At 63.0% G+C, this 14,921-nt stretch carries 15 protein-coding genes; 2 read left to right on the top strand and 13 right to left on the bottom strand.

From position 1 onward, the window contains the following. The first annotated feature begins 50 nt into the window (after positions 1-50). Positions 51-1,379 (top strand): L-lysine 6-transaminase, encoded by a 1,329-nt coding sequence (gene lat / locus B0E55_RS11435; protein ID WP_080909730.1) that lies wholly within the window; start codon positions 51-53, stop codon positions 1,377-1,379. Here the strand turns inward: lat and B0E55_RS11440 are convergent. From B0E55_RS11440 to uraD, 6 genes are all read right to left on the bottom strand, one after another. Next, positions 1,376-4,087 carry a molybdopterin-dependent oxidoreductase gene (locus B0E55_RS11440; protein WP_080909731.1) on the bottom strand — a complete coding sequence of 904 codons (2,712 nt, stop codon included), beginning with the start codon at positions 4,085-4,087 and terminating at the stop codon, positions 1,376-1,378. The two genes, lat and B0E55_RS11440, sit on opposite strands and share 4 nt — an antisense overlap. Continuing rightward, positions 4,084-4,893 (bottom strand): FAD binding domain-containing protein, encoded by an 810-nt coding sequence (locus tag B0E55_RS11445; RefSeq protein WP_029537912.1) that lies wholly within the window; start codon positions 4,891-4,893, stop codon positions 4,084-4,086. The genes B0E55_RS11440 and B0E55_RS11445 overlap by 4 nt, the downstream gene beginning before the upstream one ends. 7 nt (positions 4,894-4,900) lie before the next feature. Beyond that, positions 4,901-6,214 (bottom strand): 8-oxoguanine deaminase, encoded by a 1,314-nt coding sequence (locus B0E55_RS11450; protein ID WP_232816936.1) that lies wholly within the window; start codon positions 6,212-6,214, stop codon positions 4,901-4,903. Positions 6,215-6,267: 53 nt separating this feature from the next. Then, positions 6,268-7,185 (bottom strand): factor-independent urate hydroxylase, encoded by a 918-nt coding sequence (gene pucL / locus B0E55_RS11455; protein WP_198538419.1) that lies wholly within the window; start codon positions 7,183-7,185, stop codon positions 6,268-6,270. A gap of 64 nt (positions 7,186-7,249) precedes the next feature. After that, on the bottom strand, positions 7,250-7,579 hold the full coding sequence (gene uraH, locus B0E55_RS11460) for a hydroxyisourate hydrolase (RefSeq protein ID WP_080909732.1): 330 nt from the start codon (positions 7,577-7,579) through the stop codon (positions 7,250-7,252). Next, on the bottom strand, positions 7,576-8,094 hold the full coding sequence (uraD, locus tag B0E55_RS11465) for a 2-oxo-4-hydroxy-4-carboxy-5-ureidoimidazoline decarboxylase (protein ID WP_020969193.1): 519 nt from the start codon (positions 8,092-8,094) through the stop codon (positions 7,576-7,578). The genes uraH and uraD overlap by 4 nt, the downstream gene beginning before the upstream one ends. A gap of 116 nt (positions 8,095-8,210) precedes the next feature. On the opposite strand from uraD, the gene B0E55_RS11470 reads away from it, so the two are divergent. Beyond that, a complete protein-coding gene (locus tag B0E55_RS11470) occupies positions 8,211-9,011 on the top strand; it encodes a tyrosine-protein phosphatase (RefSeq protein WP_047890256.1) in 801 nt (266 codons plus the stop codon). Here B0E55_RS11470 and B0E55_RS11475 read toward each other — a convergent pair whose 3' ends face one another. The 7 genes from B0E55_RS11475 to B0E55_RS11505 form a co-directional block, all read right to left on the bottom strand. Next, positions 9,012-9,374 (bottom strand): VanZ family protein, encoded by a 363-nt coding sequence (locus B0E55_RS11475; protein ID WP_019747741.1) that lies wholly within the window; start codon positions 9,372-9,374, stop codon positions 9,012-9,014. Beyond that, positions 9,371-9,721: a hypothetical protein gene (locus tag B0E55_RS11480; protein WP_003940792.1), complete on the bottom strand. Its 351-nt coding sequence runs from the start codon at positions 9,719-9,721 to the stop codon at positions 9,371-9,373. Before B0E55_RS11480 ends, B0E55_RS11475 begins: the two co-directional genes overlap by 4 nt. Beyond that, positions 9,721-10,146, bottom strand: coding sequence for a DUF1707 SHOCT-like domain-containing protein (locus B0E55_RS11485; RefSeq protein WP_029255031.1), 426 nt, complete (start codon positions 10,144-10,146; stop codon positions 9,721-9,723). Before B0E55_RS11485 ends, B0E55_RS11480 begins: the two co-directional genes overlap by 1 nt. 76 nt (positions 10,147-10,222) lie before the next feature. After that, positions 10,223-12,019, bottom strand: coding sequence for an acetyl/propionyl/methylcrotonyl-CoA carboxylase subunit alpha (locus B0E55_RS11490; protein WP_019747743.1), 1,797 nt, complete (start codon positions 12,017-12,019; stop codon positions 10,223-10,225). Positions 12,020-12,157: 138 nt separating this feature from the next. Next, entirely contained in the window at positions 12,158-13,558 is a 1,401-nt protein-coding gene (locus B0E55_RS11495; RefSeq protein ID WP_080909733.1) for a condensation domain-containing protein, read from the bottom strand. Between the two features lie 4 nt (positions 13,559-13,562). Further along, complete coding sequence (locus B0E55_RS11500; protein ID WP_019747745.1) at positions 13,563-13,979, bottom strand: SufE family protein; 417 nt, start codon at positions 13,977-13,979, stop codon at positions 13,563-13,565. Continuing rightward, positions 13,976-14,881 (bottom strand): sulfurtransferase, encoded by a 906-nt coding sequence (locus B0E55_RS11505; RefSeq protein WP_019747746.1) that lies wholly within the window; start codon positions 14,879-14,881, stop codon positions 13,976-13,978. Before B0E55_RS11505 ends, B0E55_RS11500 begins: the two co-directional genes overlap by 4 nt. Between the last annotated feature and the right edge of the window lie 40 nt (positions 14,882-14,921).

Below are 14,921 nucleotides of genomic sequence, written 5' to 3' on the forward strand. Positions count from 1 at the left end.
TTTACGGCCTCCTATCGACACTTTCGTAAAATTGACATAATCTTCGCAGTATGAGTACTGCGATGCGAGACTTCGGTGACAGTGCGCTCTTTCCGGTCTACGACGTGCTGAAGGCCAGCATTCTCGTCGACGGATTCGATCTGATTCTCGATGTGCAAAGGTCGCAAGGTTCGTATCTCCGCGACCTGCGAGACGGCACCGAGTTTCTGGACATGTTCGGTTTCTTCGGCTCTTCCGCCCTGGGGATGAATCACCCTGCGATCGCCGACGACGAGGAATTCCAGCAGGAATTGGCCGTTGTCGCCTCCAACAAGCCGAGTAATTCCGACATCTACACCGAGCCTATGGCGCGCTTCGTTGCGGCTTTCGCTCGGGTCCTGGGGGATTCGGCGCTCCCACACTTGTTCTTCGTGGACGGCGGGGCACTTGCGGTGGAAAATGCACTCAAGGTTGCCTTCGACTGGAAGAGTCGGTTGAACGAAAGCCGCGGATTGTCAAGCGATCTGGGGACGAAGGTCCTGCATTTGACGGAGGCCTTCCATGGTCGTAGCGGATACACGATGTCGCTCACCAATACCGAACCGGGCAAGGTCGCGAGATTCCCCAAGTTCGACTGGCCCCGGATCGACTCGCCGTATCTCGCAGACGGTCGCGATGTCGAAGCTGCGGAGAGGAAAGCTCTCGAGCAAGCGCGCCGAGCGTTTTCCGACAACCCCGACGATATAGCCTGTTTCATCGCCGAGCCGATCCAAGGCGAAGGCGGTGACCATCACCTCAGGCCGGAATTCCTGCAGGCGATGCAAGAGCTGTGTCGTGAGAATGACGCCCTCTTCATTCTCGACGAGGTGCAAACGGGATGCGGAATCACCGGAACCGCTTGGGCCTATCAGCAATTGGGATTGCATCCGGATGTGGTTGCCTTCGGTAAGAAAACGCAGGTCTGCGGCATCATGGCCGGCGGTCGAGTGGATGAAGTGCGCGACAATGTGTTTCACGTCAGTTCCCGGATCAATTCGACGTGGGGTGGCAACCTCACCGACATGGTGCGCGCCCGGCGGATACTCGAAGTCATCGAGCAGGACCGACTGATCGACCGCGCGCGATTCACGGGTGCGCATCTCCTTGCCCGGTTGACCGAAGTCTGCGGGCGCTACGCGGCGGCGACCGAGCCGCGCGGTCGTGGTCTGATGTGCGCGATTACGTTGGCGGACAGTGACCTTCGTGATCGCGTCGTCCAGCGACTGCGAGAAGACGAGCATGTGATGATACTGCCAACCGGGAAGAGAGGAATCAGATTCCGTCCCGCGCTGACGGTGACCACCGGTGAGTTGGACGACGCGGTCGACGCAGTCGAGCGAGTGCTCGAGCGCGAAGTCTAGGCTCTGGCCTGGAGTTCGCTCCACACTCGATCCGGTGTCATCGGTGTGGAGTACATACGCACTCCACACGCGTTGGCTATCGCGTTTGCCAACGCCGGTGCTACCGGATTGAAGGGGGCCTCACTCATCGATTTTGCGCCGAAAGGCCCGAGTTTGTCGTACGTGTCGGCAAACAGTACTTCGGTGATCGGCAAATCTCCGATCTGTGGAACGTGGTAATTGCGTAGCTGAGGATTGATCACTCGGCCTTCTTCGATGACGATTTCCTCCGACAGTGCAGCGCCGAGGGCCTGTCCCACACCGCCTTCCACCTGCCCTCGCAGTTGTGCCGGGTTCATGACGGTGCCGGCATCGGCGGCCTGAACCGACTGCAGGATCTTCACCCGGCCGGTATCCGTGTCGACGGCAACGCGAAAACCGTGAACGTTGAACGAGACCGAGCGCGGTGTTCCGTCGTGGCGACCGTCAGCGGCGAGCGGGCCACCTTCGAGTAGCGTCGCGAAATCGAGGCAACCGTGGGACGTTTCGACCCCGTCCGGCGAAAGATCGTCGATCTGCGCGCCGCGGCCACTCAATCGCACCGCACGGGTCAGTATTCGCTCGCGAAGGCGCTCGCAGGCGATCAGGAGCGCCTTGCCGGCGACCACCGTTCCCGTCGACCCGAATGCTCCGGTGTCGTATCCGCCTGCATCGGTGTCGGATTGAACAATCGTGATGCGATCGACTGTCGTCCGCAATTCGGTGGCCGCGATCTGTTGGTGAATCGTGGTGGTTCCGTTGCCGAACTCAGCGGTGCCGATGTTCACCACGTACCGACCGTCGGCCTCGAGTGCGACAGTGGTGTCGGAGAAGTGACCACGCGGCGGGATCGTCGCGATCATGGCAATTGCCATGCCCCGGCCGATCTGCCAACGCGACCCTGCCGGTGCAGCCTCCCCGCGTCCGCTCGACAGTGCACTGTCGACGAGGTCGATGCACTGGTCCAGTCCGTAGCTGCCGAATTCGAGATCACCGTCCTCGACGTGCCAGTCGACAAAATCGTCTCCGGGTACGACGACGTTTCGCCGCCGAAACTCGAAGGGGTCCATGCCGAGACGATCAGCGAGCTGATCCATGGCCGACTCGACGGCGAAGATGATCTGGCCGAGCCCGTAACCACGGAAGGCGCCGGACGGAACGTTGTTCGTGTAGACCGCTTCGGCGTCCACGCGTTTGGTTGCAGCGCGATAGACCGCCATGGATTCGGCGCAACCGTGGAACATGACTCCGATCGAATGGTTCCCGTACGCCCCGGCGTCGGAAAGGACGTCGATGGCCAGTGCAGTGAGAGTTCCGTCGGCATCGGCGCCGGCGCGAACCGAAACTCGCATCGGGTGCCGTGACGGTGCGATGGTGAACTGATCGCTGCGGCTGAACTCGTAAGCAACGGGCCTACCCGTTCGCAGGACGGCGAGTGCGACCAGATCTTCGGTGAGTAGTTCCTGCTTCCCGCCGAAGCCTCCACCGACCCGCTTGGCGAACACCCGGATTCGGCTGCGATCGAGATCGAAGATGTGCGCCAATTCGTCCCGAACCAGAAACGGCACCTGTGTGCTGCTTCTGATGACGAGACGGCCGTCCTCGTCGAGCCACCCCACTGCGCCGTGAGTTTCCAAGGCCACGTGCTGGACTCGCGCAGTTTTCCACGTACCTTCGACGACTGCAGTCGCATCCGCGAGCGCACGGTCCAGATCGCCGACACCATCGTGAAGCGCGGCAACCACGTTGCGAGGGACTTCTGCGATCCGCGAGCTCTCGTCTTTGTCGCCGTGCAGGAGCGGAGCGCCGGGGGAACGCGCCAGATCTGGTTCGAATACCGCGTCGAGTACCTCGTAGTCGACTTCGATCAGCGAGAGTGCACGTTCCGCCTGCGTCGGGGTTTCGGCGATTACCGCGGCGACGCGCTGGCCGCGGAAACGGACGGTCCTGTCGAACACCCGCGTATCGTCCGGATCGTCGTTGCGGTCCTCGTGCCGGGCGGTCGAGAACAGCACGTCCGGACTGTCCTGAAAGGTGAGGACCGCGGCGACGCCCGGCGCCGCTTCCGCTGCTGCCGTGTCTATCCGGGTTATGTGTGCGTGTGCGTGCGGACTGCCGAGTACTGCGACGTGAAGCAGGCCGATCGGCTTCTCACCCGGGGAGAAGTCCATGGTGTACTGCTCGGTCCCCGTGACGATGCGTGCGGACGCCGGGGCTGCGATGGAACGCCCTTGTGCCCCGCCTGTTTTGGCGGTCTCGGTATTGGATGTACCCGCGAGGGCGTCACGAATGGACCGATAACCGGTGCAACGGCACAGGTTACCTTTCATCGAGCACGCGAGATCGGATTTTTGTTCGACCGACAGCGCTGATGCGGTGACTACCATTCCCGCTGTACAGAAACCACATTGGAATCCACCGGCGTCCACGAATGCCTGTTGAATGGGGTGAAGTTTCTCCGGTGTTCCGAGGCCGGCGGCGGTGACGACGTCGCGGCCGCCGAGGCGGTGGGCGGGAAATATGCACGAATGGGTGGGGTGTCCGTCGACCAGAACCGAGCAGGCGCCGCAGTCTCCGGCATCGCACCCCTTCTTGACGGAGTTCGCTCCGTGCTCGCGGAGGAAGGTTCGCAGGCACTGTCCTGGGCGGGGCTGGTCGTCGCGGGGAACTCCGTCCACCGAGTACTTCATTCCAGTTCACCTCGGATTTCTTCGGCGAGAAGGTCAGTCATCGCCTTCCGCCACGGCGCAGTTCCATGGACATCGGTGAAGTAGGCGTCTTCCGGAATCCTGCTGTGCAACGCATCCGCAAGCGCAGCGGCGTCGGGGAGTTCGTCGAATTTCAGAGCGTACGGACGGCGGGTCGCGGCGGTGATCGCCAGTGTGAAACCGTCGGCACCGCAGCGTCCGGCAACGGCTACGGCCGATCGCCCGAGTGACGTCTGTGCCAGCTTTCGCATCGCGGTACGTGCGGTCAGTGCATGCACGGGAATCCGGATACTGCGGATGATCTCGCCGGGGCCGAGCACGTTGCGAGAATCGTCGATGACGAAATCGACTACGGGGACTGAGTATTCGGTACCGTCCGGACGCCAGATCGTCAGTTCGGCATCGAGAGCGGTGCACAGAGTCGTCATCGCTCCGGCTGGGAAGGAGAGCGCGATGTTGCCGCCGACGGTCGCGTATCGCAACACCTTCCACGATGCGAGCAGTGCGTCGGCGCAGTGTTGGAACAGCGCTGCGGCGGACCATGAGGTGGGAAGATCGGCGCGGCACAGTTCCTCGATGGTGCAGGTGGCCGCGATTTCGAGACCGAGATCGCCGACCGCGACAGCTTTCCAGTCGAAGCCCGCAAGGTCGACAAGAGTGGTCAGGTGCGGCTGCGGTTCCGAGTACAGCCAGGTGCCGCCGCCGATGAACCCGATACCGGGTGAGGCACAGGGGAGCTCGGCGCGGGTCCGCGGCACCAGAACTTCGTCGACGCTGTGCAGATCCATCGCTGCCTCAAGCCTTTCCGAGTAGGTCGCGGTGTGCGCGTGCGACATCCGAGGCCACGACGTCCTCGTCGACGGTGGTGACTCGTCCGTCGGCAACTACGATTCGCCCGTTGACGAGTAGTAACTTCAGCGGGGGCGTCGAGCCGAGTACGAGCGCCGCCACCGGATCGGTGATGCCGGCATGCGCGACGGTGTCGAGTTTCCACACCGCCAGGTCGGCAAGTTTTCCGACCTCGATCGATCCGATTTCGCCCTCGCGGCCCAGAACTCGTGCGCCGCCGATCGTTCCCAATTCCAAGGCTTTTCGCACCGTCATCGTCTGCGGTCCGCCCTTGGCGCGAGCAAACAGAAGCGCATGACGAGACTCCTCGATCAGACTGCATGCTTCGTTGCTCGCCGCGCCGTCCACGCCGAGCCCCACGGTGACCCCGCCCTTCACCAGATCGGCGGCACGGGCGATACCGGCCCCCAGCCGCGCATTGGAGGTCGGACAGTGCGCCGCGGCAGTTCCGGTTCGCGCCATCGTCTCGATACCGGCGTCGTCGAGATGGACTGCGTGTGCGTACCAGACGTCCGGGCCCACCCAGCCGACGCGTTCCATGTATTCGACCGGCGTGCAACCGAAAAGCTCTCGGCAGAAGCTTTCCTCGTCCAGGGTCTCGGCGAGATGCGTGTGCATTCGCACGCCGTTTTCGCGGGCCAGCGTCGCGGACTCTCGGAGCAGTGACTCCGTCACCGAGAAGGGTGAGCAGGGAGCTACCGCGATCTGCAGCATCGACCCCGCATTCGGATCGTGCCAGCGGTCGATCACCGACTGCGTGCCGGTCAGGATGTCGTCGAGTTTTTCCACGACGTGATCCGGTGGCAGGCCGCCGGAACTCTGACCGAGGTCCATCGACCCACGACACGGGTGGAATCGAAGGCCAACCTGCGCAGCGGCGGTGATCTCGGCTTCGAAAACGTCGCCGGCGTCGCGGGGAACGACGTAGTGGTGGTCGGTGGTGGTCGTACATCCGGTTTTTGCCAACCAGGTGAGTCCGCCGGTGGCCGCCACGTGGACGGCGTCGGCGTCGATACCCGCCCAGACGGGGTACAGCGTGGTCAGCCACTCGAAGAGCGTCGAGTCTGCTGCCAGGCCACGGGTGATCCATTGGTAGAGATGATGATGTGTGTTCACCAGACCGGGCGTGATCAGGCAACCGTTGCCGTCGATCACGTGCGCATTGGGGTACACGGGAGCCTTTCCGGCCCCCACGTCGACAATCTTGTTGCCCGAGATCACGACGTAGCCGTCGGGGTGCTCGGAACGCTCGCTGTCCATCGTGACCACATGGGCATTGGCGACGACGAGAGTGGTCCCGAGGGCCGGGTCGGTCACGACAACCAGCCTGAATAGGGTGTCCACGACGGCCCCGCGTCTGGTGCGTCGGATCGGCTGACCGCAGCTTGGATCAGCCCGTACGGACGATCGGCGGCGTGGAACACCTCGTTGTCGTTCTCGACTCCGAAGCGGCCGAGTGCATATTCGAAATGATGCTTGTTGGGTGCCGACAGTCGAACCTCGGCAATGATCGGAAACTCTTCGAGAATTGCTTTGCCGATGTGGAAGAGCGTCTGCTGCAAGGCAAGTGAATGCACCTGCGCGAACTGTTTGACGATTTGTGCCTTGATACCCACGTAGACCGATTCCCAGTCGACGTCGGTGGTGACGAATCGCCACTGGGCGACCAAGGTCGTCGCCATGACGCGGTCGTCTGTCGGCTCGAGGATCGTGTACGGATCTTCGAGGAAACCCGAGAACTCACTACCGGTCGATTTGAGGATCACCAGGTCCTTCAAACCGCCGATCACCCACGTCCCGGCATCGACTGTCCCAGTATCGGAGATTGTGATCGACGCCGTCCGAACTTCCTGACCCTTCCGAATCCAGGTGTAGTCGTGCTCGCTGCCGTCGACAATCGCACGCTCCCAAGCGTATTCCTCGATCTCGATCCGCGCGCCACTGGCCGGTTCGATGTCGTCGACGAAATGACGGGCGAGTTCGAGTCCGTACGTCTCGATCGAGATCAGACCCTTTTCCTTGGCGTAGGAATAGGCCGTTTGTTTCTGCGTGTCGGTCGGCAGAACCTTCGACTGATCGCCGGTTAGGTACGCGTCGGCGAAATCTCCACGCAGGCAGGTGGAGACGTTGATGTCGTGGATCTCGTGACGAGGAGTGTCGCGGTAGATTCGGACTACCCTGTTCTCAGCTTTGCCGTACTGGTGACCGGTAAGTTCGATGGATCCGCTCAACCGGTCGGTGCTTGTAACACCGGTCGTGATGTTGCCGGTCGTGATGTTTTCGGTAGTCACGTTTTCAGCTCCCGCAATAGGTGGAATAAGCAAAGGGCGACAGCAACAGTGGGACGTGATAGCCCCGCGCCGCGTCGTCCACCCGGAAGGTCACTGTCACTTCCGGGTAGAAGTTCTCTTGTCCGTTGGTCTCGAAATACGTTCCCGTGTCGAAAGTCAGGGTGTAGTGACCGGTGGCCAGACCACCGGGAGCAAGTTCGGGGATGCGGCCGTCGGAGTCGGTCTCGGCACTGGTGATCGTGACGCCGTCTCGATCACGAAGTTCGACGCGAATCCCCGCAGCGGGAATGCCCGTCGTCGCGTCGAGAACGTGCGTGCTCAGGGTCTTGCTCATGCTGCGCCTCCGGCGAGTGAATCGATCAGACGGGCAAGCCTGATTCGATTGATGGCGGCCAATTCGGTTCGAAGCACGGAACGCTCGGTCGCCGGGTCGTTTCGGAGACGGCCTCGAAGGATGTCGAGGAGCTCCGTTCCAGATTTCCCCGACGCGCAGACCAGGTAAACATGGCCGAATGTCTCTTCGTACTCGGCGTTCTTCTGTCGAAGTTCCGCGAGGACGTCTTCTGTCGCGGACGAGACTTCCGACTGTTCACGGGTCGAGGCCGCGCTTTCGCTTCGCTCACCGATTCGTGGGTGGCCGGACAGAGCGTCGTCGATTTCGGACTCGGGAAGCTCGGCCAGCACGGCATCTGCTTTGTCGAAGAGAGCTTCCAGATCGGTGAACGGGCGAGACGAGGCGATTTCCTGTGCCCACACGGCGGAATGGCAACACTCGAGCAGCGCCGCGACTGCCTGGTGGTCACCGAGCGCATCGAAGGCTCCGAGACCACTGGAATTCGTTGTAGGCATGTCCACAGGATTACTTGAGCATGTTACGGATCTGTAGCGCAGCAATTACGGGAGATGATGTGTCTCGATCTTATTTCTCCGGCCGCCCTATTCCGGTGACAGATACATTCTTAGGTATGACCGATACTCCGAAGCTGTCTTCCGTCGTACCGTCCCTGGCGAACCTCCGAGACATCGGTGGCCCCGAATCGAGCTTCGGTGGCACCGTCCGCACCGGGAGTGTGTTTCGTTCCACCGATCTGGCATCGCTCAGTGCGGAGGGCGCACAGACCCTCGCCGATCTGGGCATCGTCACGATCTACGATCTGCGCACCGAGTCCGAACGCGAGACGGCGCCGGATCTGACGCCGGACGGAATCCGAGAACTCGGCCTGGACGTATTGGCGGACAAGCAGTATCGCGCCATTCCGGCTCAGATGCAGCAGATGATCGCCGACCCGGCGTTTGCTGCCGAAGCGTTGGGTAGCGGCCAGGCGCTCGAGTACTTTCAGGGAAGTTACCGCGATTTCGTGACCTTGCCGAGTGCGGTCGCGTCGTACCGGCAACTGTTCGTCGACTTGGCGCAGCCGCCCAGCTCGCCGGCACTCATTCACTGCACCACGGGCAAGGACCGCACGGGCTGGGCCGCAGCCGCGCTACTGCTGTTCCTGGGTGCCTCCGAGGACGCGGTCTTCGCGGACTACCTCGAAACCAACAAGGTTCTGTTGCCGATGTTCGCGCCGCTCCTCGAGCGATTCGAGGCCAAGGGTATCGATCCGACCCTGCTCGAAGGTGTCCTCGGTGTCAGGCGCGAGTACCTGCAGGCGTCGATGGCAGAGCTTGCGCAGGTCCACGGATCGATCGAGGCCTACTTCACCGACGGCCTGAAGATCGACGCGTCGACCCAGGAACAATTGCGGAGCAACCTGCTCAGCTGATCAGGACCTGCTCGGCTCGTCGTCGCGGGCCGTTCGACGCCGCATCACGAGGCTGACGATACCGATCCCGATGGCGATGCCGAGCAGGTCGGCGGTGCCGTCCCAGATCGAACCGGAACGCGAAATGGGCAGCGCTGCTTGAAGAACCTCGGACGTAGCAGCAAAAATCACGAGCCAGACCGCGGTGATCCACGCCGGGATCCGGGCGTGCAACGAGGTGATCGCCAGCACCGCGAACATCAACGTGTGAGTGATCTTGTCGGTGTTCTCCGGGCTCGACGGGACGGTGGAGCCCGGGGAGAAGAGCATGATCAGGGCAATGACCACGGCGATCGCCAGCGGCCAGTATCGGTTGTTCTTCAATTCGTCTGCCCCTCGACGACGACGAGTCCGAGTGCACCTTCGGCGAATCTGGTGACGGCGTCGGCGGCTGTCGTGAGCGCCTCGGTGTGCCCGTCGCGGGCCCAGCCGGTCAGCAGGGCGGTGGAGTCGAGAGGCGTCAGAACGACCTCGGCGAGAAGCTCACCGGTGTTGGGCTGGCACACGGCCCAGGAGTAGACGCTGTTTTCGTGCCACTGAGCGCTCCGCTGACTCACGTAATCGGGGTCGGTGATACCGCCGTCGGCAAGGGCAGGGCGGTCGTCCACACGCTCGTCTGCGCGCAGTGCTCGCAGATACCATCCGCCTGCGTTGATCTCGATCGGCTCCATCAGTCGGAGCCCCGCTCGCGGCGACGCTTGGCTTTGCGTTCCCTGTCGGTACCGAACAGCAGTGCACCGGCGAGGGGAATCGCGAGGAACCACAACCAGGTACCGGTGACGAAGAACAGGATCACCGCGAGAATCGGGATGACGGCCATGACGCGACCGGACCAGTCGGGGTTGAATCGTCGCTCCGCCGGTGCGGCGGGAGGTGTCACCATCGACAGGGGAGCGGTGCCTGGAGCTTGATAGTTGCCCGGTAGATCGGCGAACACCGGAACGAGTTCACTGCGAGTTGTTGCGGCACTGACGATTCCGCTTCTCTCGTCGAACTCCGTGACGGTGAGGCGGCCTGCGGCGAAGTGCTCGCTCAGGAGATCGAGTGCCTGCTCGCGTTCTGCAGTGCCGATGCGAATGTCGGGGACGTCAGCCATCGTTACAGCCTACTCAAACGACTGTGCGCCTTTCCGGTAGTGGGGACTACCGGAAAGGCGCACGGGGCCGGAGGCCTTACTTCAGTTCTGCGAGAACCGTTCCCTGCGTGATTGCTGCACCCGGCTCGACGGACAGTCCGGTGACGACACCGGCCTTGTGCGCGTTGACGGGGTTTTCCATCTTCATGGCTTCGAGAACCGCGATCAGGTCGCCTTCGGCAACTTCCTGGCCTTCGGTCACTGCGACCTTGACGACGGTGCCCTGCATCGGAGCGGTGACGGCGTCACCGGATGCTGCGCCGCCGCCGGCGCCGCCGCGCTTGCGTGCCTTCGGCTTCTTGCGGATGGCACCGGATGCTGCGCCGCCGCCGTTGCCGAGCGAGAACTGGCCCGGGAGGGAAACCTCGACGCGACGTCCACCGACCTCGACGACGACGTTCTGACGCGGCAGAGCCTCGTCCTCGTCGTCGACCGGTGCACCGGAACCGGCGTACGGCTCGATGGTGTTTTCCCAGTCGGTTTCGATCCACTTGGTGTAGATGTCGAACTTCTCGCCGTCACCGACGAATGCCGGGTTCTCGACGATGTGGCGGTGGAACGGGAGGACGGTCGCGAGGCCGTCGATCTCGAACTCGGCCAGAGCGCGCGATGCCCGCTGGAGGGCTTCTTCGCGGGTGGCGCCGGTGACGATGAGCTTGGCGAGCATGGAGTCGAACTGTCCGCCGATGACGTCGCCGGCGACGACACCGGAATCGACGCGGACGCCGGGGCCCGTGGGCTCACGGTAGACGGAGACCGGGCCGGGGGCGGGCATGAAGCCGCGGCCGGCGTCTTCACCGTTGATGCGGAACTCGAAGGAGTGTCCACGCGGGGTGGGATCTTCCTTGATGGAGAGTTCTTCGCCGTTGGCGATGAGGAACTGCTGACGCACCAGGTCGATGCCCGCGGTCTCTTCCGTGACGGGGTGCTCGACCTGCAGGCGGGTGTTGACCTCGAGGAAGGAGATGGTGTCGCCCTGAACCAGGTACTCGACCGTTCCGGCGCCGTAGTAGCCGGCTTCCTTGCAGATGGCCTTGGCGGACGCGTGGATGCGTGCGCGCTGGTCGTCCGTCAGGAACGGAGCCGGAGCCTCTTCGACGAGCTTCTGGAAGCGACGCTGCAGTGAGCAGTCGCGGGTACCGGCGACGACGACGTTGCCGTGCTGGTCGGCGATGACCTGAGCCTCGACGTGGCGGGCCTTGTCCAGGTACTGCTCGACGAAGCACTCGCCGCGACCGAAGGCTGCGATGGCCTCACGGGTGGCCGACTCGAACAGCTCGGGGATTTCCTCGATGGTCTGGGCGACCTTCATGCCGCGTCCACCGCCGCCGAAGGCAGCCTTGATCGCAACCGGTACGCCGTATTCCTTGGCGAATGCGACGACCTCGTCTGCGCCCTTGACGGGGTCCTTGGTGCCGGCAGCCATCGGGGCCTTCGCGCGTTCTGCGATGTGGCGTGCCGTGACCTTGTCGCCGAGGTCGCGGATGGACTGCGGTGACGGACCGATCCAGATGAGGTTCGCGTCGATGACGGCCTGGGCGAAGTCGGCGTTCTCGGAGAGGAAGCCGTAGCCGGGGTGGATGGCGTCGGCGCCGGACTTCTTGGCTGCATCGAGGATCTTGTCGAACACGAGGTAGGACTCGGCGGACGTCTGTCCGCCGAGGGCAAATGCCTCGTCTGCGAGCTTCACGAACTGCGCTTCTGCGTCGGGCTCGGCGTAAACGGCAACGCTGCCGTAGCCGGCATCCTTGGCCGCCCGGATGACCCGTACCGCGATTTCACCGCGGTTCGCGACAAGCACCTTCGTAATGTGCGCGCTGGCATGACTGGGCACTGAGCCTCCTGTGGTTCGCATAGTCTGTCTCCGCGGTGTATTCCTCTGGGATTTCACCATCGGGGGATTGGCATCACTTCGGAGTGTATGCATCGCTTCGGCGCTGGCTGTAACCGGATCGCTAAAGCCCACTCCGGCTTAGGAAACGGTTTCGAAAACTACCGATGAGTAGCTGCCGGAGGTGCCGGTGTCCGGTTCGGCGACGATTTCTTCGACGGTCCGGCGCAGTGCGGCCACGTAGGCGTGAACCGCGGCGTTCGCCGTCTCATTGCCTGGATACCTGACTGCGAGATTGAGGCCTTGGGGTGTGCGGTTGATCCAGATGTATACGTCGTGCGTGTATGCCTTGCTTCGAAGTGCTCTGGCGTTCCATTCGGGCCACTGTGCGGCCTCGGGTACAAAGCGAACGTCCATGTAGGACACCACGAATCGCGGTCGAATCGGGGTTTCGAGGTGCTCACCGATCCGATCGAACGGGACCGCGGCGGCAGGCTTGACCGAAGCGATCGATTCGGCGGCGCGTGTCGCGAGGTCGCCGAACGAACAGTCCGATCCAACGGTGAACTCGACCGGGCACAGTCCGACGAACCAGCCGAGCGCACCCGCCCACTCCTGAGCGCTGCGGGTGTGAACCGGCGTCACGACCTCGAATTGATCGGATCCCGCGACTTCGCGACCTACGGCCGCAAGTCCGCCGAGTAGTCCGGCGAAATAACCCACGCCGGCGGCTGCACACGTCGAACTGAAGGCCTTGGACTGCTCGGCGTCGAGCAGCCAGGTCGACAGGCCGTTCTGAGAATCGGTTCCGCGTTCACCGATCGGTAGCGGGAACTGGGGTAACCCGTCCGTTCCGAGAGCCTTACGCCAGATCTCCACCGCAGCCTTCTCGGCTTCCATGTCGGCCATCTGCTCGCGTTCGACGGCACCGAAATCGACGTAGCTGCCCACCGGGAACAGATTTGCAGCGCTGCCGGTCGAGGCCTCGCGGTACAGCGCTGCAATCTCGTGAGCGACCAGCACGATCGAGAAACCGTCGATGATCGAGTGGTCCGCCGCGAAGAACACGGTGAACGGACCGTCGCCACCGCGGGGCGTCAACGTCGCGAAGACGTACGACGGCCAACTGTGCGGGGACGCGTAATCGTCGAACAGGCGGTGAAGGTGGTCGAAGTTGTCCTGGCTGGACGCGTCGTAGCCGTGGCTGACGACCCCGATGTTGATTCCGCCGATCGGGACGGTGTGCCGGGTGATCTCGCCACTCGAGGGCTCGAGGACGGTATGCGAGCGCAGAACTTCATGACGGTCGATCCAGCGGCCGAGGGCGACTCGGAACGCATCGACGTCGAGCGGGCCGGAAATCTCGAAAGCTGTTCCCAGCCAAGACTTGTCGCCTGCGCCTGCAGCGGAACGGTTGAGATGTGCCTCGTGAATGTAGGAGACGGGCCGCGGATCCGGAACCCATGGCCCGGTTGCGCACGGCAACCATTCGACGAGTGCGCCGGCCGGAATCGCATAGTCGGCCAGTTCGGTGAACTCCATGTTTTCAGCCCCGCAAGTGCCGCTTGATGCGCGCGAGCATGGCCGACATTCCGCGCAGACGGAGCGGGCTCACAGCTTCTGCGAGACCGAGCGCCGAATAGAAGTCGTCGGGTACACCGAGGATCTCGTCCGCGCTGTGACCGTCGAGCCCCTGCGCGAGGATCGATGCGAAACCACGCGTCGTGGGAGCCTCGGGGGGCGCGCTGAAGTACAGACGGACGTTGTCGCGATCCGAATCGTCGACCGAGAGGAACAGCGGCGACTGACATTCGGGGACCGGCTCCATCGCGCTCTGCTCGAGCTCCGCCGGCAACGGCGGTAGCTCTCGGCTGAACTCGAGAAGAAGAGTGAGCTTGTCCGAGGCGCCGACGGCTGCGAAGTCGTCGACGATCTCGGCCAGGGCCGAAGGAAGAGTGCTCATGACGCCGATACGGAGGAAGGAACTGCGCCGGGCTCTTCGCCCTGGACGATCGGGACGCGCACTGCATTGCCCCACTCTGTCCAGGAACCGTCGTAGTTACGAACGTTCGGGTAGCCGAGAAGATGGGTCAACACGAACCAGGTGTGGCTGGAACGCTCACCGATGCGGCAGTACGCGACGATGTTGTCGTCGGCCGACAGACCGCCGTAGATCTCGCCGAGTTCGGTGCGGGTGCGGAAGCGGCTGTCCGGTGCCGCTGCCTTCGCCCACGGGATGCTGAGAGCGCTGGGAATGTGTCCACCGCGCAACGCACCCTCTTCGGGGTAGTCGGGCATGTGGGTGCGCTCGCCGGTGTACTCCTGCGGAGATCGCACGTCGATGAGCGGCCCGTCGCCCAAGTGTGCAAGTACGTCGTCCTTGAATGCGCGGATGGGAGCGTCGTTGCGCTTGACGACCGGGTAATCCGTTGACGTGATGTCGGGAACGTCGAATGCGGTGTCACGGTTCTCGGCGATCCACGCATCGCGGCCACCGTCGAGAAGACGGACGTCCTCGTGGCCGAACAGAGTGAAGACCCACAGTGCGTAGGCGGCCCACCAGTTGCTCTTGTCGCCGTAGATGACGACGGTGTCGTCGCGGCTGATGCCCTTGCGGTTCATCAACTCTGCGAACTTCGCACCGTCGATGTAATCGCGGGTGACCGGATCGTTGAGGTCGAGATGCCAGTCGATCTTCACTGCGCCGGGAATGTGGCCGACGTCGTACAACAACACGTCTTCATCGGATTCGACGACCTTGAGGCCCGGCGTACCGAGATTCGCCGAGAGCCATTCCGTCGAGACCAACCGGTCGGGATGCGCGAACTCGGCAAACGCGGTTGAGGGATCGGGGGCAACGGGCACGGGCGTACTCCTGAAGACGAATCGTTCGGTTCGAACACGG

The organism is Rhodococcus sp. 66b, assembly GCF_002076325.1.
GTDB classification, from domain to species: Bacteria; Actinomycetota; Actinomycetes; order Mycobacteriales; family Mycobacteriaceae; genus Rhodococcus_F; species Rhodococcus_F erythropolis.